The 18,617-nt window shown below is 59.3% G+C and carries 17 protein-coding genes and 1 tRNA gene; 3 read left to right on the forward strand and 15 right to left on the reverse strand.

Annotation, left to right across the window (positions count from 1 at the left end; all coding sequences use genetic code 11):
* Positions 1-63: 63 nt before the first annotated feature.
* The 6 genes from DXC79_RS00460 to DXC79_RS00485 are packed head-to-tail and all read right to left on the reverse strand — an operon-like array spanning position 64 to position 6,109.
* Positions 64-1,764, reverse strand: a complete 1,701-nt coding sequence (locus DXC79_RS00460; RefSeq protein WP_117634335.1) for a hypothetical protein — start codon at positions 1,762-1,764, stop codon at positions 64-66.
* A complete protein-coding gene (locus tag DXC79_RS00465; RefSeq protein ID WP_117634337.1) occupies positions 1,757-2,506 on the reverse strand; it encodes a signal peptidase I in 750 nt (249 codons plus the stop codon). The genes DXC79_RS00460 and DXC79_RS00465 overlap by 8 nt, the downstream gene beginning before the upstream one ends.
* Positions 2,507-2,566: 60 nt before the next feature.
* Positions 2,567-3,373: a hypothetical protein gene (locus DXC79_RS00470; protein WP_117634339.1), complete on the reverse strand. Its 807-nt coding sequence runs from the start codon at positions 3,371-3,373 to the stop codon at positions 2,567-2,569.
* Positions 3,374-3,375: 2 nt separating this feature from the next.
* Positions 3,376-4,362, reverse strand: coding sequence for a hypothetical protein (locus tag DXC79_RS00475; protein ID WP_117634341.1), 987 nt, complete (start codon positions 4,360-4,362; stop codon positions 3,376-3,378).
* Positions 4,363-4,376: 14 nt separating this feature from the next.
* On the reverse strand, positions 4,377-5,213 hold the full coding sequence (locus DXC79_RS00480) for a hypothetical protein (protein WP_117634343.1): 837 nt from the start codon (positions 5,211-5,213) through the stop codon (positions 4,377-4,379).
* 11 nt (positions 5,214-5,224) lie between these two features.
* Complete coding sequence (locus tag DXC79_RS00485; RefSeq protein ID WP_117629013.1) at positions 5,225-6,109, reverse strand: hypothetical protein; 885 nt, start codon at positions 6,107-6,109, stop codon at positions 5,225-5,227.
* A gap of 231 nt (positions 6,110-6,340) precedes the next feature.
* Here DXC79_RS00485 and DXC79_RS00490 point away from each other — a divergent pair.
* Positions 6,341-6,415 (forward strand) — tRNA-Val (locus DXC79_RS00490).
* Between the two features lie 379 nt (positions 6,416-6,794).
* On the opposite strand, the gene DXC79_RS00495 is transcribed toward DXC79_RS00490, so the two are convergent.
* Positions 6,795-7,808 carry a hypothetical protein gene (locus tag DXC79_RS00495; protein ID WP_117634345.1) on the reverse strand — a complete coding sequence of 338 codons (1,014 nt, stop codon included), beginning with the start codon at positions 7,806-7,808 and terminating at the stop codon, positions 6,795-6,797.
* Positions 7,809-8,215: 407 nt separating this feature from the next.
* Between DXC79_RS00495 and DXC79_RS00500 the strand changes: the two genes are divergently transcribed.
* Positions 8,216-8,926: a DUF5710 domain-containing protein gene (locus DXC79_RS00500; protein WP_117634347.1), complete on the forward strand. Its 711-nt coding sequence runs from the start codon at positions 8,216-8,218 to the stop codon at positions 8,924-8,926.
* A 518-nt stretch (positions 8,927-9,444) separates the two neighbouring features.
* Here DXC79_RS00500 and DXC79_RS10095 read toward each other — a convergent pair.
* The 3 genes from DXC79_RS10095 to DXC79_RS00515 form a co-directional block, all read right to left on the reverse strand.
* On the reverse strand, positions 9,445-10,527 hold the full coding sequence (locus DXC79_RS10095) for an HNH endonuclease (protein WP_199408607.1): 1,083 nt from the start codon (positions 10,525-10,527) through the stop codon (positions 9,445-9,447).
* Between the two features lie 144 nt (positions 10,528-10,671).
* On the reverse strand, positions 10,672-11,616 hold the full coding sequence (locus DXC79_RS00510) for a hypothetical protein (protein WP_117634349.1): 945 nt from the start codon (positions 11,614-11,616) through the stop codon (positions 10,672-10,674).
* 70 nt (positions 11,617-11,686) lie between these two features.
* Positions 11,687-12,463, reverse strand: a complete 777-nt coding sequence (locus tag DXC79_RS00515) for a hypothetical protein (protein ID WP_117634351.1) — start codon at positions 12,461-12,463, stop codon at positions 11,687-11,689.
* A 399-nt stretch (positions 12,464-12,862) separates the two neighbouring features.
* On the opposite strand from DXC79_RS00515, the gene DXC79_RS00520 reads away from it, so the two are divergent.
* Entirely contained in the window at positions 12,863-13,375 is a 513-nt protein-coding gene (locus tag DXC79_RS00520) for a hypothetical protein (protein ID WP_117634353.1), read from the forward strand.
* Positions 13,376-13,423: 48 nt separating this feature from the next.
* Here DXC79_RS00520 and DXC79_RS00525 read toward each other — a convergent pair whose 3' ends face one another.
* From DXC79_RS00525 to DXC79_RS00545, 5 genes are all read right to left on the reverse strand, one after another.
* On the reverse strand, positions 13,424-14,629 hold the full coding sequence (locus tag DXC79_RS00525; protein WP_117634355.1) for a hypothetical protein: 1,206 nt from the start codon (positions 14,627-14,629) through the stop codon (positions 13,424-13,426).
* Between the two features lie 5 nt (positions 14,630-14,634).
* Positions 14,635-15,300, reverse strand: coding sequence for a PilZ domain-containing protein (locus tag DXC79_RS00530; RefSeq protein WP_158550930.1), 666 nt, complete (start codon positions 15,298-15,300; stop codon positions 14,635-14,637).
* 550 nt (positions 15,301-15,850) lie between these two features.
* Positions 15,851-16,699: a PTS system mannose/fructose/sorbose family transporter subunit IID gene (locus tag DXC79_RS00535; protein ID WP_192924133.1), complete on the reverse strand. Its 849-nt coding sequence runs from the start codon at positions 16,697-16,699 to the stop codon at positions 15,851-15,853.
* Positions 16,699-17,472 (reverse strand): PTS sugar transporter subunit IIC, encoded by a 774-nt coding sequence (locus DXC79_RS00540; protein WP_117634359.1) that lies wholly within the window; start codon positions 17,470-17,472, stop codon positions 16,699-16,701. Before DXC79_RS00540 ends, DXC79_RS00535 begins: the two co-directional genes overlap by 1 nt.
* Before the next feature lie 81 nt (positions 17,473-17,553).
* Positions 17,554-18,594, reverse strand: a complete 1,041-nt coding sequence (locus DXC79_RS00545) for an SIS domain-containing protein (RefSeq protein ID WP_117634361.1) — start codon at positions 18,592-18,594, stop codon at positions 17,554-17,556.
* Positions 18,595-18,617: the final 23 nt, after the last annotated feature.

Here is an 18,617-nt window from a genome sequence, read left to right on the forward strand (position 1 = left end):
CTCCATAGGTTGGATCGATCGGAAAGGGACGGGGCGACATCACGCCGCCCCGCACTTACGCCATTAGTAGAAGTTCTGGATCCGCTGCAGGTACATGACGGAATCGGGCAGGCCGCCCTCGCCAAAGGTCTTCTCGATGTACTCGATCAGGCCCTTCATCTCATCGCGCACAAAGCTCACGTTCATGGACTCAAACTTCTTGAGCACCTTGCGGGCGATGATGTAGTCCATGCCGCCCAGCTCGGTGCCGCCGCACGCCACGTACACGGGGATAAAGTCGTACATCTGCTTGATGATACGGTTGCCAAAGGCCAGCTTAAAGCGGGTCTGCAGGTACTGGTCCAGCTTGTGCATCTTCTGGAGCAGCTCGTCGTCGATCACGTACTCGACCTTGGCCTTTTGGAACAGATACTGCAGGTGGTCGGCCGTCACGTGCACGCGCTCGTGCGGCTCGCACTCAAACGCGTCGGCACGCTCGTTGAGCTCGATGGGGATCGCGCGGTCGTACACCTTGTCCGTGATGGTAAAGGTGGAGTCGTCGTTGTTGGCGGTGCCGATAAACCATAGGCTATCGGGGATGGTGAGCTTGCCGTCGTGCAGGCCCTTGGGGTCGGCGGCCCACTGGGTGGGCACCAGATCGAGCACCCACTCGTCGTGGCTGGGCATCTCGAGCACCGACAGGATCTCGGCAAAGTAGTACTCCACGCGGGCGAGGTTCATCTCGTCGAGCACGATCATGGACGGGTCCTGGCGAAGGCCCGCCTCGTACACGGCGCGGAGGAACTCGGTCTCGTTAAAGCGCTTGGAAAACTCGTTAAAGTAGCCCAGTACCTCGGTGCGATCGCGAAAACTCGGCTGCACCGACACGATGGTCGCGGGGTTATCCAGATAGCGGCTAAAGCTGTAGGGCAGCGACGTCTTACCGGTACCCGAGATGCCCTCCAGGATCAGCAGCTTGGAGGCGGCCATGCCGGCCACAAAGCGGCGGATGACCTCAGGCGTGTAGTAGAGCTTCATCTGGCTGCAGGCGAACGCGCGGAAGCTGTCGACAAAGTCCTCCAGCGAGATAGCATCGTCGTAGACCGGCGATTCCCAGTCGCGGTACTTAAGGTCCACGAGGGAAAGCTTGGGGAAGCGGTTGGCCTGGGCAATTTCTTTTTCCTCGGCAAGGGTCTTGGCCTCGACGGTGGCCTTGGCCATGGCGGCCGCGGCGTCCTTGACACCCTCGCCATCGAGCGCGAGCGACGCGTTGCCCGACATGACGGCCGTCGCCGCAGCGCCCTCGCCCGCAGGCGCACCGGCGCCCGCAGCGGCGCCCACCACGTTGCCCACCGTGGGCAGGTGGTCGTCGGCCAGGGCCGAGGCGCCCACGTACGGAATCTGCTTGGTACCACCCATGGCATTGACCTTGAGCGCCAGCAGCTTGTTCTTCTCGTCCATGAGATCGAGCACCTGCTTGTTCAGGCGACCGATCTCGCGATAGAGCGCCTTGTTGGACGTGTCGTCGCGATGCAGGCGACGGTTGATGCGGTAGCGGTGGACCAGAATGGCCACGATCAGCACGGGAACCGCGATGAGCATGGCAAACAGAATGACCGCACCGATCTTGCCCACCAGGTCAAACGTGGTGAAGTAGGTCATAAAGATGTTGAAGTACTCAACCCAGCCAAACACCAGCAGGTTAAGGATAGAGCTCACGACGGCAACGACGTTATAGACGACCTTTGCCAGCAGCTCCCAGGCAAATCCCAGAAACTCACTCACCGTCGGTATCCTCCTGCTTGGTCGCGTTCATCGCCGCCTCGGCCTCGGCCTTTAAACGACGGGCTTCCTCGAGCTTGGCCTCGGCCTGGGCGAGCTGCTCGGCGGCGTTATCGGCGGCAACGGTGGCGGTGTCACCCTTGCCCTCGGCGTCCACGATGGCAGCCGCGGCGGCCAGGCGGTCCTCCTCGGCCATAGCGCGCTTAAGGTTCATGCCCACCACGATAAGGTGATACACCTGGTAGATAAAGAACAGCAGCATGGGCAGGACAATCACGATGAGGAAGCCCATGGAGCTGGACAGGAAGTCCATGACCTTGCCCATCTGCGGCAACGCGAACAGGTACTTACCAACGATGTCTCCGTCGCTGATGATGTGCGTATCGGCCACGTCGTTGTTGTCGCCCTTGGTGGTAAAGCTGCGCATGCCGTTGACCTCGTCGATCGCGGCGATGCGGTGCGTGTTGAGCGCGTACTCGTTGTCGATGATGGTGTGGAACGTCACGATGTCGCCCACCTCGAGCTTGGAGGTGTCGCACTTTTGGATGACGATGAGGTCGCCCTTGTTAAACGTGGGCGCCATGGAGTCGGACTGCACGGCGAGCGGGGTGAAGCCGGCGATGTCCGAGACGCTGCCGTCCTCGCGCGTGGCGAGCGTGGTGAACGCGTACAGGGCCGCTACCAGGATGATGATCCACATGACGACGCTCAGTGCGATGGGTGCGGCTTTTTTAACAGATTGCATGATGTCCCTTACTACCGTGTCTGACTAGGTCGTGCGCGGCCCGGTGGCCGCCGTGCATATCTACTGTTCTTCGATGCCCTCAAAGCGCATCGAAACCGAATAGTTAGCTCCCTTTAGCATATTAGTGCAATTTGGGTCCGTTCCCTCGAGCCATATGCGAACGGTTACCGGCTTGTCCGTATCTTTTATTAGGTCGAACATGTCGCTGGCAGCGTTCGCTGCTCCCGAGTCGAGCCCAAAGACGGTGGCCGCACCAGACGAGCCCCCGCCTCCGTTGGGGTTGTAGACCCAGGTGTGGCCATCGGCGGTAAAGCTCATGCGCATGGCGCTGGCCATGCCCTGCGTGTCGGAGCTAAACCGCGTGCCGGACACGCCGCCGTCGCCGTCCTGCCCGGTCAGGCGAACGCGCAAGTCCGTGCTGCTCATAAAGTGCAGCGTGAACTCCAGGTAGGCGCCGGTGGCGGGGTCGGCGGTAGAGCCGTCTTCGAAGGTGAAGGTCTGGTAGTCGCTCGTGGTGACGGGCTTGAGCTTGGACGCGTCGATGTCCACGCCCTTTTCGCTGGCGATGCGCGCCGAGATCTGGTCGAAGCCCAGGCTGTGGACGTATTCGTCGAACGTGGCATGCTCGTCCAGGTCAAAGCGCAGCGAACCGTCGGCGTTGGCGTCGATCATGAGCATGCGGGTTTTGGCGCTATCGGCGATGGAAAACCAGGCAAAGGTTGCCATGGCTATTGCCACCAGGGCAAACAGCACCAGCACCACAGTGGTGGTGAGCTTGCGGCGCAGGTCGGTTTCGGCGGGCGCGGCGGCGCCGGCGGGCTTGCCGGTGGCGGGCGTGCAGCTGGCGGCGGGTTGCTTACGCGTCATGGCTACTCACCGTCCAGGGTCGCAAAGAGCGCCAGGTGCAGGGTGCCCGGGTCTTGATGCAGGTAGTCGGCGCTATCGGGGTCGGTTCCTTCGATGTAGTAATAGATGTCCAGGCGATAGATCTGGCCCAGCGCCAGCGTGGCGAGCGAGTTTTGCGGGCGCTCGGCCGTCTCGCTCGTGTCCAGCGTATAAGCGGCCGGGTCCTGCGTCACGTTGGCACCGCAAGCGAGCTGGCCGTTTTGCCAGCCCAGGAGCATGCCATCGGCGTAGCCGGCAAGGCCAGCCGGGGCGGTCGTGGGATGCTCGCCGCGATGGCCGCTGTCGGAACTGTCGAGCTCAAAGATGTTGGTGGCGAGCACCTGGTTGCCGCTGGAGATCTTAATGCCCACGCGGGCCGCGCGCAGCAGCTCGGCGTTGGCGCCCTGCGGGACCAGCGATTCGGCCAGATACAAGTTGACCCTGCCCTTTACTTTGCTGGCACCCGTTCCGGTAATGGTGGGACGCAGATCGATCCAACCATGGTAGAACGCGGAGCCGTTGTCTTTTGCCTGTTCAAACACCGTGGCATCGCCGGCTGAGTTGTTTTGTGCGCAGGCGGCAAAGCCGTTGAGGTCAAAGGTCGAGACCGGGTAGAGTGTCACGGCACCGCTCGCGTTAGAAGTCAAGGAAACGTCGCCCTGCTGCGACCAGCTACCACGATCGGCATCGCCCTGCTCCAGCACCAGCTTGGACGTGTCGCTGTGCACGCTCACCGAGTTGGTGTTGACCTTCATGTTGTTGGTAAACCAGGCGTAGGTCGCGGCGCCCAAGGTGGCGGCGAGCGCCACCATGACGAGCGCGATGTAGGCACGCGCGCGGCGGGCGTGACGGCGGGCGGCGGCGGGCTCGAGGCGTTCGCGCTCGGCGGCTGCGTTGGAGGGGACCGCGGGGGTCGCGCTCTCGGCGTTGGCCTTGCAGCTATCTGCTGGCATGTGCTTCTTGTCTTCCATGTCGCTTCGCCCCCTTACGCCTTGGCCGCAGCAAAGGCAAGCTGCAGCACCACATCGCGGGCCTGAGCCTCGTCGATGCAGTTGGCGTCGCAGCCTTCCATGTACACAACGTAGCGAACGCTTGCCACTTCGTTGGCGGCCAGCGTGCAGATGGGCGTGGCGCCTGCGCGCGCCGCGGGCGTGTCGCCGGTGCCATCCATGCTGTAAGCGCTTATGGCACGCGCGGGGTCGGCGGTGTAGGTCCAGCCCGAGACACCGGGCGCCACGACCACGCCGTCTTGCGCGGTGGTACGCCTACTGGTGGCGCCCGAGGTGTTGCCCAGATCGTCGCAGGTAAAGATATGCGTTTGCGTGCCCGACTGAGTTGTAATGACCAGGCCCAGACGCAGCGCGGCCAGCAGCTGCGGGTCGTTCGTCACGCTCATCTGGCCCTGATACAGGTACACGTTGAGCGCGCTATCGCTGCCCTTAAGGTACAGCGTGCCCGAAAGGGCGTAGTCGTCCAGCCGCGCGGTGCAGTCGGCGTAGTCGGTCGTGATGCCGGCGGCGTTTTGGAACGTGCCGCGCCAAAAGCGGGAAAGGTCTGCCGTCGAGATGGGATAGAGCGTCTTGTCGGCGGCGGCAAGCGTTGCCGTTGTGTCCCAGGGCCCGTTGGCCGAAAGACCAATCTGCAGGTCGGCGCCCTCGTCGCTTACCGTGTGCGCCACGGGCGTCACGTTGGTGTAGCGCGAGTTGCTAAACCAGGCGTAGGTGGCCGCGCTCAAGGCGGCTACCAGCACCAACATCCATGCGGCCGCAGCAACCATGCGACGGCGCGAGCTTAGGATATCTTTGATGTTCGATACACTCATACCCAGCCCCCTTACGAACGCTTACCGGCAAAGCGCAACGCCAGCGATTGCAAGCTGGTGGCGGCCAGGTTGTTGGTGCAGTCGGGGTCGCAGCCTTCCAGCCACACGTACACATCCACGCGCACGGGCGTGCTGCGGTTGGTGCCCTTGGCAGCGGCGGGCAGGCTGCAGATCTTGGTCGTAGCCTCCTTGAGGCTCACGATGCCAGTGTCTTCGTTGTAGTCACAGAAGTTTGCACTGGTCAGCTGGTCAAAATGAACCGTTGTTCCATCGGAGCGGGTGCTGTCGAGCACCAGGTGATTCTGCTCGTTCTCGCCGGCATCCTTGCCGTCGAGCGTGTTGTAGCGCGCCTGGGGATTGCGCTCGCCCGAGACCTCAAAGATGTACTGGCCCGTAACGGTATCGCCCTGCCCCGGCGCATAGGTAACCAGGCCCACCCGCAGAGCGGTAGAGATGGGGTTTGCCGGGTCCTGCTCGGTAAAGTCGATGCCCGACAGGTACACGTCGGTCGCGGCAGAGTTGGTGGCCAGGTACAGGGAGGTCTTGTAGTAGTCGGAATGCTCTGCGGCACCAAACATGCTGGCAAACAGCGAGTCCTGGGTGGTTCCGCCGGTAAAGCCCGTTACCTTTTGAAAGCCGTTGAGCACGTTGTCGGTCGAGACGGGATCGAGCAGACCCGTAAAGCTCAGGCCGGCGTTGGTTTTGTATTCGCCGTCGTACTCGTTGGAGATAAGGAAGGTCACGCCCGTGCCCGCGGCCATCTTGACGTCGGTGATGTGGCGGTTGGCGTTGTAGATGTACCAAGCATACGTTACGGCTCCGGCAGCAGCAAGCGCCACCAGCAACGTGGCGAGCATGCGATTGAACTGTTTTCGCAGCGAGCGCGCGTCCGACATGTCCCTCCCCCAGATGCCGCATCGTAAACTACCTGGACACCATTTGCCCATAATGGGAACATTTTACGCGAACGTGCAGTTCATCGGGGGTACAAACGCGACTTTTCACGTGCTGCTCGTGCCGGATCGGGGGCCGATAGGGTCGCAAGTTGCCACTTTTTAAAAAATAGTTCTTGCCAGTGGGCGGGAGCTCCGTTATATTATTCCCTGCGCACTCGCGCACCCTTGATCGGGCGTTTAGCTCAGGGGGAGAGCGCTTCCCTGACACGGAAGAGGTCAGAAGTTCAAATCTTCTAACGCCCACCAAATGTTCGCAGCTCAGAGGCTTCGCCTCTGAGCTGTTTTGTTTTACGCCGCCAAGACAAAAGGACGCCGCTGCAGCCAAACCGCCCAAACAGCCCCGGTGATTGCCCCGATCAGGCGCGGTTGGGTCTCGCAGCCATATATAAATAACCCCCTATAAAGTGAGGTTTAATACTTTTCCCAGAAGTGAACGAGCTTATTTGGACCCCCGGAGCATCCACACTTTTTGACGTTAAAACCGCAGGATTCCAGCAGCAAAACCGCAGGAAACAAGCCCCTAAAAGTGTCGATGTTTCGGGGGTCCATTCTGACTCGTTCACTTCTCGGGAAAAGTATTAAACCTGGATATATGGCCGCTAATTCTAACCCCCTGTTACCGCCCCTACCAATACTGATGCGCATCGATAACGGCTTGCCAGAGCCAAAATCGCTTCGTTTCGGCACGCGCATGGGCAAAAAATCGCTGCTCTGCACTCATCGCCTTGTTAAAGATGGGGCGCTTATTCCGATGCAGCTTCCGTCGGATGCGTTCGCACAGCCGAACGAGCTTGTCGTAGTCAATTGCTTGGTCGGTTGTCACCGTAAAATACGCTACTCCCTCAAGCAGTTCCAACTCGTTGCGGCGCTCGGCATCCTTGTGGATCTTCTCGCGGCCGTCATGAATGGCATCGCTGTCGTAGTCGACCATCGCGGTCAGCACCTCTGGCAGCAGCCCGGCCTTTACTTTATCCCTGCCCACCTCGACTTTAGCCGTAAGCGTAATGTCGGGCGTGCGCTCCAACACGCGCAGTTTGCGCTCGCGCCCATCGTTGAGTCCATCGCGAATGAAAGCCTTCTTGTTGAGCTCGGCCTTGCCCAATGCATACCCGCCGTAGCGCGCAGGCAGCGACATAAACATGCACAGCCCCGACTCCCTCGGAGAGCGCGATCCCTCGATCACATACGCAAGCAGCGCCTTTGCCTTCGCGAGACCCCTTACCTTTGGGGACGCCTCGATATACGCCGCAATGAGCTCCTTCGTCGTGAGCTTGCTATCGCGCATGCCCGCATCCCTACTGGTCACCCCGCCGCGGACAAGGTTATCCAACCGGTAGTTCGATGTCATGGCATAGCCGGCATAGATGGCCTCGGCTGCAGAGCCGTCGTGCGCAGCCTGCACAAACGCCAGCTCGGGAGCGCACACGTACGCATCCAGGTCGCCCATCCAGTGGCCCAGCGAGATAAACGAACCCGCCGGGAGCTCGTTGGTGCAGAGATGCGTCTTAACATGTTTGCTCCGCCGACGGTCGGCGCGCGACGGCACCAGCAAATCCAGCGTTTCGACCCCTAAATCATAGCGATCGATAAACTCCTGCGCCTCTTGGTCCAAGAGCGCGCAGGCGCCCGCAATCGACACGACCTCTGGTTCCGAATCCCCAAATCGAGGGTTCGGAATGTGCGCCAAAAGCGCCAACGCAGCGTTATGTGAAACGATAAAGTAGCTCATGGCGCGAAGATAACACGCGCGTCGGCGGCCGCCGGCGGTCCTGGTAAGTTTTCGGCAAACGACCGGCGGTTTTTTGCCGCAGCGCGTCCAAAGTGTTCATTCGTCGACGTCTAGCTGCAAATCCGTCAAGCTTTTGGCAAGGTTGCCGCTCAACTGACCAAAAGCTGACCATTTGCTTGCCCATTTACTTGACGGCACGACCTCGCCAAAATGCTCCGCGACTTCTCGGACGGTCGAAATGCTCGTTTAGCGACCACACACCCAGCGCTGGGGTATCCTTGGAGCACATGCACCGCAAGTCGCACAAAGGAGCCGCCATGCGCACCGAGCTCGATGTTCCCTTTTCGCACAAAGACCAGGCCAAGGCCCTGGGCGCCAAGTGGGACCGGGTCAAGAAGATCTGGTACGTGCCCGACGGCATCAACCCCGAGCCCTTTGCCGCGTGGCTGCCCGGCGTTGATCGCTCCGACCCCAGCGCGCCCTACATCTACCTGGTGCTGGGCAAGCGCGAATGTTGGAAGTGTCACGAGCAGACGACGGTCGCAGCCTTTGGCATTCCGTATCGGGTGGCCGAGGACTCGGGCAGCAAGGCTGCGCCCGGCGCAATACCCGCTGTGGACGACGCGGGCCACATCGCGATCGACACCGCCCGCGCCAACGCCATAGCCATCGTCCCCGCGCTGGGCTGCGTGCCGGCCGAAATTCGCGACTACCTGCGCGAGCGCTGCGGCTACAAGCCCGTAACGTCGCGCACCACCAAGACCGTATCGCTCGCTAGCACCTGCACCGCCTGCGGCGCGCTGCAAGGCAGCCATTACCTGTTCGAGGAGCCCACGTCGCCGTTTGCACTCACGGCCATCAACAAGCTGCCCGCGCTGGAGTTCGTGCGCGTGGAAGTCGCCGGCGTCTACGGCATCCCCGACAGTCAGGACAACTTTGACCAGGCGCTCTTCACCTGGGCACGTGACCACCACACCCAGTTCCACAAAACCCTGTGCGAGGGGATTTACCTGTGGGGCATCTTATAAGGCAGAAACGCCCGAGCGTGGAAAATCTCCCGTTTTTGACAGCTTTTCAGCCCAAAATCGTCCGATAATCCACGCTCAATTTTCAATCGTCCAACAATCCTCGCTCATCAGCAGGCAACTAGACATCCGCCTCGTCATAGGTAATGGTGCATCCGCAGGTTGGGCATTGCTGAGGATAGACCGGAAGACGTAGGCCCGTCCGAGCCCGCGGGTCGGCAGCGTGCTTGTCGCGGGTGTCGATGAAGCTGATGTCTAGGCATGGGAGGTCTGCACCGCAGCGGGAACAGGGCAAACAGATTTGGCTGCAACTAGCCTCGACGAGCGGAAACAAGCTCCGGTCCATTAACGCTCGCGGTAGGTTTCCGTACACGCCTCGCGCGATATCGCTTCGCCATCCCATGGTCTCCCCTTTCCCGTTTTAACCGTTGAGGAGAGGATGGCAGGATCGTGCAGCTCTCGATGCGGCGCAGCGCGATCCGATCAATCGACATGATTGGGTTGCGACGGGCCGCACCTAACTAATACGGAGCAACGGCTTCCGCCCGACGTCGCGATTCCGAGAAATCGAACTCGGCTCGATGCGCCTCGAGGAATCGAGCGTTGGGTCGCAAGCGATGCTCGTCCGGCTCGCGCAGCACCGAGCCTGCAAACGTCGCATATTCCGTATGTCGCAGAAGGTACGACCCGCAAAGTTGATAGTCGCCGCGTACCAGCTCAAACGAAATCAGATGAGCGTCGAACAGCGAGTGCAGGTCGCGGCGCAGCAGGATACCGTTGCTGACAACCTGCGACTTGGGACCCGAGTAGTTCTCGATATGCGCAGCTTCGAGCGCTTCGTCGACATTGCAACCCGAGACGGCGCATCGACCGGTATAGGCCTCAAAGAGCTGCGTGCGGAGACGCTGCTGGCCGATTCGCTCGCGACGCAGCGCATAGCGAACCTTTCCATCGTCGCTCGCCGGAGCGCCGGAAAACTCCGCCGCAATCGGAGCGTCCTTCATGTAGCTCATATCGGGGAAGAAACGCGCGTCGGGTCCACCCTTGTGAACGGGGCCATGCAGCACAAACCAGCTGTTCTCCGGCTCGTAACGCTCAACGAACGCTAGGCCCAGCACCTTGTAGCCAGCGCTCGTTGCAAAGAACACGCCAACGGGAACGCCGCACTCCATGCAGTTGATCATCTTTTGGTTGTAGTCCTGGTCGCGCCAGTTTTCGACCGAAGCACTTTGCGACGAGTACTTGAGCACCCAGGTGCCATCCTCAAGATAGAGCGGCGGAACATCGGGGTAGGCGCCGCGCTTTGAGTTGTGCACCGAAAGGGCGAAGGTCTTCTCACGCGGATGCTTAACGCGCCGGCGACCAGGCCAAAAGATGCCCGAGTCGCGCGACACCGGAAAGAGTTCGGAATCAATCGTCAGACGAAAGGGATATTGAGGGCTATCGGCATTGGTGCGATGCGGAAGCTTGTCCCACAAGCCGCCACGCTGCTCCTCGCGCAAGAACCACTCCCAAGCCTGGACATATTCGGACGGCACAAAGCTGCAAGCGCGGTCGAAACTCGGCCGAGCAATCAGCGGAACACTAGAAGCGATGCCGTCCATAAGGAACCTCCAGGAAGAACAGTTCCTCACATTATCGCCGACCCCGAGCGATATGCGACAAAGTGCTTCCAGCGGACAGCCACAAAAAAAGGGGCCGCTTCAATCGAAGCGGCCCCTTTAGGCAGTTTAATTGTTGTCTTGCCTCTACTTAGAGTCAGGCACGATGCCGACCAGGCTAACCGTTACATCGAAGGTCGGACTTCCTTCACCAACATCGAGGCCGGACATGTTCTGACAATCGCTGTCAGTGCCTTCCATCCAAATGACAACCTTGAAGTTTGTCCCGCTGTAACCAACATGAGCGAGCATCTGAGCGTCGCCCGTCGGCTTTACGTAGGAGTCACCGCTTCCAGTTGCTCCCCAGTTTTTACTGTTCTGGTCAATCATATTGCCACCGCACACATGGGCATAGGACGGCGCCATGGTCACCGAGAGGCTGTCGGGATTCACGCAACTCCAGCCTTCGGTAGCAGAAACATCGTTTCCCTTGCCTGTCGGAAGGACCGGAGCATAAACAACCTTGAGCTCGTCATTAATCAGCAGACCAACACGAAGGCTGCCTTTGATTTTGTCAAACCAATCTTTCGAAGCGCCTTCCGACGCAGTCACAACAACGGGACCGTTCGAGCTGCTGTTGTCGAGATAGACGTCAGCCTCGCCAGTCTGGTTAATCGTGTAGAGCGTATATTCCGCCATCGTATAGGCGTAATAAGTCTCGGTATCTCCCTTGAGCGTATAGGAACCCTCAAGCTGCTTAGAAATCGTTGCCTTCTGGTAACCACTCACATCTGTACCATTCCATGATTTTGGTACAAACCAGCTATGGGCATCGTCCGTGGAAGACGGACTGATCTCATGGCCAGTGCTTGCGGCGGTCGTCTGATGATCGCTACCGTCATGAATGGCATTTGGGCCGGACGCAATTTGGAGGACCATGCCGTTTGCCTGGGCGCTAACGGTACTGGTGGTGCCGTCAACCTTTGTGTTTGAAACGAACCAGGCATACGTTGCAGAGCCAAGCGCAACCGCTGCCATAACGACTGACAAGGCTGCGATCGCAAGCTGCTTTTTCATCTGCTTAACGCTCAACGGAAATCCTCCTCTCTAAAGAAAAAGGCGGGGGACACCTCTCCCCCGCCTTGTTTAGCTGCTTATCCCGCTAGTTCTTATCGGTCTGAGTAGAGGTAGCAGTGAAGACAACGTTAATGCGCTTGGAAGCCGTCTTCAGATTCTCAAGATTGTTCGTAAAGACCTGAGCATCGTCACCATCGTAGAAGACATACATTTCAACGGTTGTCTCATCCTCGCCAATCTTATCGGCAAGCTTATGCGTGGTGTCAGAAGAGGAGACAATGCCGTCCTTATTGCAAAGCACCCAGTTCGTCCCGCTCATGACCAGCACGCGAAGCGCAGAATCAAATTTATCATTATCGCCTGTGGCACCCGTAATTTTGGCCGAATCAACTACAAGATTGGTGAGCTCAGCGCCCTTTGAGCCAACATAAAAGGTGTTCTTTACGGCATACTTTCCAGTAACCGCGGCGGCAGGCGTGCCGGCAGCGTCGGCGCCCTGAGCAGGAACAAGCTTGACGGTATTGTCGACCTTCAAGCCATCAGTCGCACTGGTACCGAATGCCGTATAGAAGTTAGCCAGCGTATCGTACGGAGTCGTGTCGGCGCCATTTGCCCAATGAGCCGGATAAAGCGGCGTGTTCGCAACAGAAGAATCATCCGTGCGAAGATCCTTAGACGGTTCATTCTCATCACGAATATACATGAACGCAGAGTTCGACTGAGCAGAAATCTTACTGGTCGTTGCGTCGACCTTGTTGTTGCTCACAAACCATGCGAACGTGGCAGAGCCCAGTGCTACGGCTGCTACCAGCACCATGGCGATGGCGGCGCCCATCTGCTTCTTTAATGCCTTGGTATCCATACGGACCCCTTTCTTTCCCCATTCATCCCAGATGACCCTCGAGAAGCCCGGAAGGGGAGCCCGCGCTTTCGTGTTGGATGTTGCTTGCCCATCCTTTAGACATGGAATTGAGAATACCATAATTCTTACGATTTCCTTATGAGTTTTCGGCAGCCTACATTCCGGCAGATTCATAGGTCTACCTCTGGTTATATGCGGTGCTACATGAACATCGTTTACCTTATTTGATCTCTCTCCCGCGCAGTCATAAGCCCCTCTTAAGCCTTGCGACCGCAGCGCCATGCCAACGCACACATTCGCCCTCCGCCGAGCTTCGCCCTAGCCCTTCCCCACCCGCTATACTGATGTGGCACGTATAATTTCTGCCTGCTTATGCGGGCTATTTGCCGGGAGGACTCTATGGCTGCCGCCAATCAACCCAAGGGAAGCGTTTCTACCGGATCGATCAAGCCGGTGACGCGCAAAGCCGTTCGTTGTCAGCGCGAAGTTGCCTGGCTGGTCACGCAAGCGGCCGGTAAGCTCGTCGCCACCACCGACGACGTCAACGCGCCCACACCCAGCTTTGTGCTGGCGGCGGCGTTGTCATATGCCCGCGAGCAGGAGCAGACCGCCCGGGACCGTGGCGCCGCGATCGACTACAAGGCCGTCATGGGCTCCGACCTCGCGAGCTTTTGTGCGGCCGCGGGGCTGCCCGCAGCGCCCAACGCGCTTTCGGACGCGGGCTACATGTTCACCCTCTCGGGCGCGGACCTCATCCGCGACGTTTACGCCTACTGTGGCGACCTGGGCGAACGCATGGGAGACGCAGCACAGGTCAAACCGGGCTACGTGATCAAGCTGGCGCTACGACTGTTCTTGCTGGATACCGCCACTGGCAACGACGCTACCTCTAAAGACAACACCTCGGCATAGCAAAAGCGCCGGGCCGGAACATCAATCCCGGCCCGGCGCTTTTTCGTTCTACTTATCCCCGTCCCCCGCGGGCGAGTTCTTTTGGTTGCGGCGGTTACTCCACGTCACGTTGTGCTCCTTGTAGTAATCGGGCGCCTCGTTGCCGCTCGCGCTAATGGGGTCGTTGCCGGTCAGGGTGTCGGCAATATCCTGCACGAACTTAATGAACAAGCTCGAGTCGTCGGTCTCGGACGAATCAAAGTCAAAGCCAAACTCCACCGCGCCGCCGATGATCTTGTCCACGCACTCCGGGTCGTCGCCGTCCAGCCAAATGACCACGGTGTACTTGTCCACATCGCCCACGCGGAAGTTAGTGTGGCTAATGGTCGTCACCACGTCTTTGGACGCAAACGGCTCGGTGTTGGGCTCGGGATTGCCGTCGGCCGCGGCGGCCGCGTAGGTGGTGGGCTCGCCGTTGCGATACACCCGCACGCGCGCCGCCTTCTCCACGCCCTTGCTGGCGCTGACCACCTTGAGCTTGGCGCTGTAGCCCAGATCGGTCTTGCCGGCGTTGCGGATATAGAAGGTGTACGCCACGTAGTTTTTTCCGTTGTGGCTGCCGTCGACGTCGTCCAAGTTGTCGGGCAGGTCGTCGGCAGCGATATTGGTGCCGTTGTCCACGGCGTCGGCCGCCAAGCGTGCGGTGGCGTTGTTAAAGTCGCCGTTGTCGGCAATTGCCACGCCGCGGCGGAACAGCTCCAGGCGGTTGAGGTTGATGGTGAAGTTACCCATGTTTTCCTGCATAAACGACAGGGCAAACAGCACGCCAAAGGCAAGTGCCAGCACCACGAGGGCCTTTTGCAGCTTGTCCATGCGCAGCAACGCCGTGCCGATGCGCTCCATGCGGCGCTTGGGCATATACATAGATACGACCGCGTCGGGGTCGATGTCGTCGAGGTCCTGGTCGGCCAGCGCCTGCTCCAGCTCCTCGATGCGTACGACGCCGCGCAGATCGCGCTTGGGCTTGCGCTTGGGTTTGGACTTGGGCTTGCCGAAGCGCTTGCGGGAGGCGGGGGGCTGCTCGGGCGCGGAGTCCTCGCCGGACGCGCCCTCGGCATTGGCGCCGGGCGCGTCTGCCGGCGTGTCCCCGGTCTGGCGCTCGGCCAGGTCCTCGGCCAAATTATCAGCCACGTCGTCGGATTGGTTCTGTGCCAAATCCTCGGCCACGTCCTCGGCAGCTTGATCTTTGTTGTTGTTACGCTTGAACAGAGCCATGGCGATCAGAGCTTATATTTGGCGCGGATGTAGCCGACGTATTCTTTGACGAGCTCGCGCTCCATGTCGTCGGCGTAGCGGAACTGCAGGCCGCAGACATTGCGGTACAGGCTGCCCTTGGGCGCGCGGCGCACCCAGCACACGATGCCCAGCTGCTCGGGCAGCTCGTGGCGCTCTCCCTGCAGACGGATCGTGGGCATTTGTACGGCCAGGGCCTCGCCCACATCGGGGTAGTCGTTGAGGTAGATAGCCAGACCGCCGGCCGAGACGTCGATGGTCATGGCGTCCTCGGGCTCGGAGGTCGGCGCGTTATCGCGCTGGTAAGTCAGGCGCATGGCGACCTTAAAACGCTCGTCGCGGCGCTTGACAAAGCTGCGCTGCTCGGCGACTTTGCGCATTTTCCAGTAGGTGCGGATGCCCTTTTTCTCGACTGCCTCGGGATAGCCGGCGAGCACGAACGTCTCCTCGCCTACTTTGTACTGCAACAGTAGCTTTTGGTTTTCGTCCATGATGAGCGGCTTGCCGGCGAGCATGGGCGCGCTCATAAGAAAGTACGCGTCGTCCAGGTTCTCTTTGTACGTGGCGAGCATGTTGAAGTCGGTTTTTTGGCCCATGGGCACGTCGAATGCCACCTGAAGCTTGGTCCCCGGCGTTATCTGTTGCTCTGCCATGTTGTCTCCCCCAGTCGCGGGCGCCGATATCATCGTCGTGCGCGATGCACATTGGGCTATTGTACCTGCTTTGCCGCAGGTTTCGATGTGCAGCGCGTGAAATGGCGGGATGCAGGGCGCGGGTGAACGCGCAGCTGCTCCGCGCGCGGCATTAATCTGACAGCGATGCATGCCCCCGACAGTCCGTCTGTCTATCTCTCAGCCATCTCTCATTTATCTCTCAGCTTAGAGATGAGTGAGAGATGAGAGACAAAAATGCCGTTATCGGTTCAAGCAAATCACGTTCGCGCAGGTAAACTCATGTATACGGGAACTTTGACTCGATCCCTAGCCACCTTGCAGCATTGTTATCTCTCATATTTATCTCTCGTCTTTCAGCTATCTCTCGTGTTAGTGACGAATGAGAGATGAGAGATGCGTGAGTGATGGACGAGTGTGATTTTTTGGACGGTCGGAAAATCCCTCAAATAAAAAACGGGGCCGGCCTTACGCCGAGCCCCGTTTTCAAACGGTCAGTTAGTTATCCAACGCGCGAGCATAGCAGTCAACATTACGCCGCCGCGAACACTCCCAAGCCCGTTCCGATGATGCAGATTGCGAAGATGCCCAAGATGATCCAAATGGTCTTGACGCCCTTTTTATAGAGGGCAACGCAAGCGAACGTTGCCAGCAAGGGCAGCAGACCGGGGAAGATCGAATCGAACAGATCCTGCAGGACAATCTCCGAACCACCCACGTCAAAGGTCAAAGCCGTGGACAGCGAGACCTGTGCCGCAATCATGGCGCCGATAACGGTCATTCCGAGAACACCGGCAGCATGCGTCATGCGAGACATAAGGTTGCTCTCTTCGGACTGCTGCAAAAACTTGGTTCCCAAGTCGTAACCCAGATGGGCGGCGACGATACGCGTTGCAAAGTTAATCACGGAGTAGATAAGCGCGTACACGATGGGGCCGAGCGGGTTGCCCGTCGAAGCGATGCCAATACCAATGCCGGCGGCAACCACGCGGAACGTACCCCAGTAGAACGAATCGCCGATGCCGGAAAGCGGTCCCATAAGGCCGACCTTCATGGCGTTAATCGAGGACGTGTCGAAGTTCTTATCGGCAGCCGCCTGCTCTTCCATCGAAACCGTTAGGCCGGCTACAAACGGAAGCACATGAGGCGTGATGTTAAAGAACTCGGTATGGCGATCGAGCGCCGCATAGTAATCGTCGTCGTTGGGATAGATCTTTCGCAGGGGCTTCTGAATGGTGTACATGAAGCCCATTGCCATCATCTTGTCGTACGACTGCGAGCACTGGCTCGTAAACTGGCGAAGGAACATGCTCCGATACATATCGGGAGTCATAATCGCGTCCTTCTTGGCCTCTTTGAGGTCGGTGTTCTGGATAGCCATTAGAAGTCCTCCTCTTCATCTGCAGCAACCGTCTGCGAACCGGACGAGCCCTCGCGGAAGGCCAGGAGCAGCGCGACGCAAATGGCAGCTGCGGCGACGCCGACCACGTCCATCTTGAGGTAGATGACCATAATGAAGCCCAGGAACAGCCAGGGAAGGAGCTTGCTATCGCCCATGGTCCTGATAAGAAGAGCGAAGCCGATGCAGACCATGACGCCGGACGCAACGTTGAGGCCGTCCATCACAAACTGCGGAATCGCGCTGAGCGCATTGTTGATAAGGTCGGCACCAAAGAACAGCGAGCCAAACACCAGCAGTGCAGACGGAATGCCAATCGACAGCGGCACGATGGTCAGATGGTACAGATTCGCCTTGGCAAGATCGCGATTTGCCAGAGCGGTCTCAATCTTCTTGCAGGCAAAGGCACCCGGAACGGCGTAGCAGAAGTTGCGCCACACCTGAAGGAAGACGGAGACGGGAAGGGCGAGCGCGACGGCAGTTGCCGTGCCCGTACCCGTAATGACGGCAAACGCGCAGCCAAGCACGCCGGAGGCATAGACCTCGGGAGGAACCGCCGCGCCGACCATGATGGCGCCCATGAACATGGACTCCAAAGCAGCGCCGACGATAACGCCCTGCTGGACATCGCCAAGAATCAAGCCGACAAACAGGCTCGTAAACAGCGGACGACCAAGCATCGTAATGCCAAATAATTGCTCGTCCATGGATGCAATAAATGCGACCAGTGCAACTAGAAGATACTGGACAACCATTTCGATCAACCCCAGAAACAGGTCTGCAGGCGAGGCATTCTGCGCAGCTCGCCTGCAGACAACCGCAGCAATTTGAGAGGATTAGTAGTTCATCTGGTGATAGTAACGACGCGTGGTGAGCGGGTGGTTACGGACGTGCTCGAGATGGCAGCTCAGACGCTCGGTGATGGTGTAGGTGACCATCGGGGAAACGATCTTGCGGAACTCGGGGTCGCTGAACGGCAGCTCGACCTCGGCGGTGTCAAACTTGTTCACGCGGACGTTGACGCCCTTCTCGTCGGCGAGCATGTGAGTGAAGTTGTCCACGCGGTCCATGAGCTTACGGGTGTCATCCTCGCCGTAGAGCATGATGAGGCTCGTGCCTTCCTCGCACAGCTCGATGGTGCCGTGGAAGAACTCGGCGGCGTGGATGGACTTGGTCTTGATCCACTGCATCTCCTCGAGGATGCACATGGCGTAGTCGTAGGCCTCACCCCAGAGCATGCCGGAGCCAATCACCATGTGGTAATCGGTGTCCTTGAAGTCCTCGGCCATGGCGGCGCAGCGCTCGTCCTGAGCGTCCTTGGCCTTGATGAGGTACGGAGCGATGTTGCCGAACTCTTCCATGAAGGTGTTGTACTTGGGGAAGGCGCCGGCGTTCTTGAGGAAGCGGGCGACCAGCGTGATCTGGTAGGTGTAGATGGCCTCGCACAGAACGTCGTCCTCGGCGAAGCTGAAGAACTTGTAATCGGCGTACTCGGTGGCCGGGGTGTTGTCGTTGGAGACATACATCAGCGTGCGGGCGCCCTGCTCCTGGCAGAACTTGGCAGCCTCAATGATCTCGGGGGTGGTGCCGGTACGGGTGGAGAAGACGCAGACAGAATCCTTGTTGAAGGTCTTGGGCGGGCAGGCGAGGAACTCTGCGGCGATCTCGCAGTGGACATCGACGTCGGCCGTGGTGGTCTCGACCCAATACTTCATCGGGAGCGTGTGGGCCCAGGTGCCGCCGCAGCCGATGAAGAAGATGTTGGAATAACCCTGCTCGCAGACCTCGTCCACGGCAGCCTCAATCTGAGGACGGAGAGCGAGGGCATCGCTCACAACCTTCTCGTAACGAGGCTCATCGAAATTGACATAGAGCATTGGTTCAATAAATGCCGAGCATC

The organism is Collinsella sp. TF08-11AT (assembly GCF_003437035.1).
Classification (GTDB): Bacteria; Actinomycetota; Coriobacteriia; order Coriobacteriales; family Coriobacteriaceae; genus Collinsella.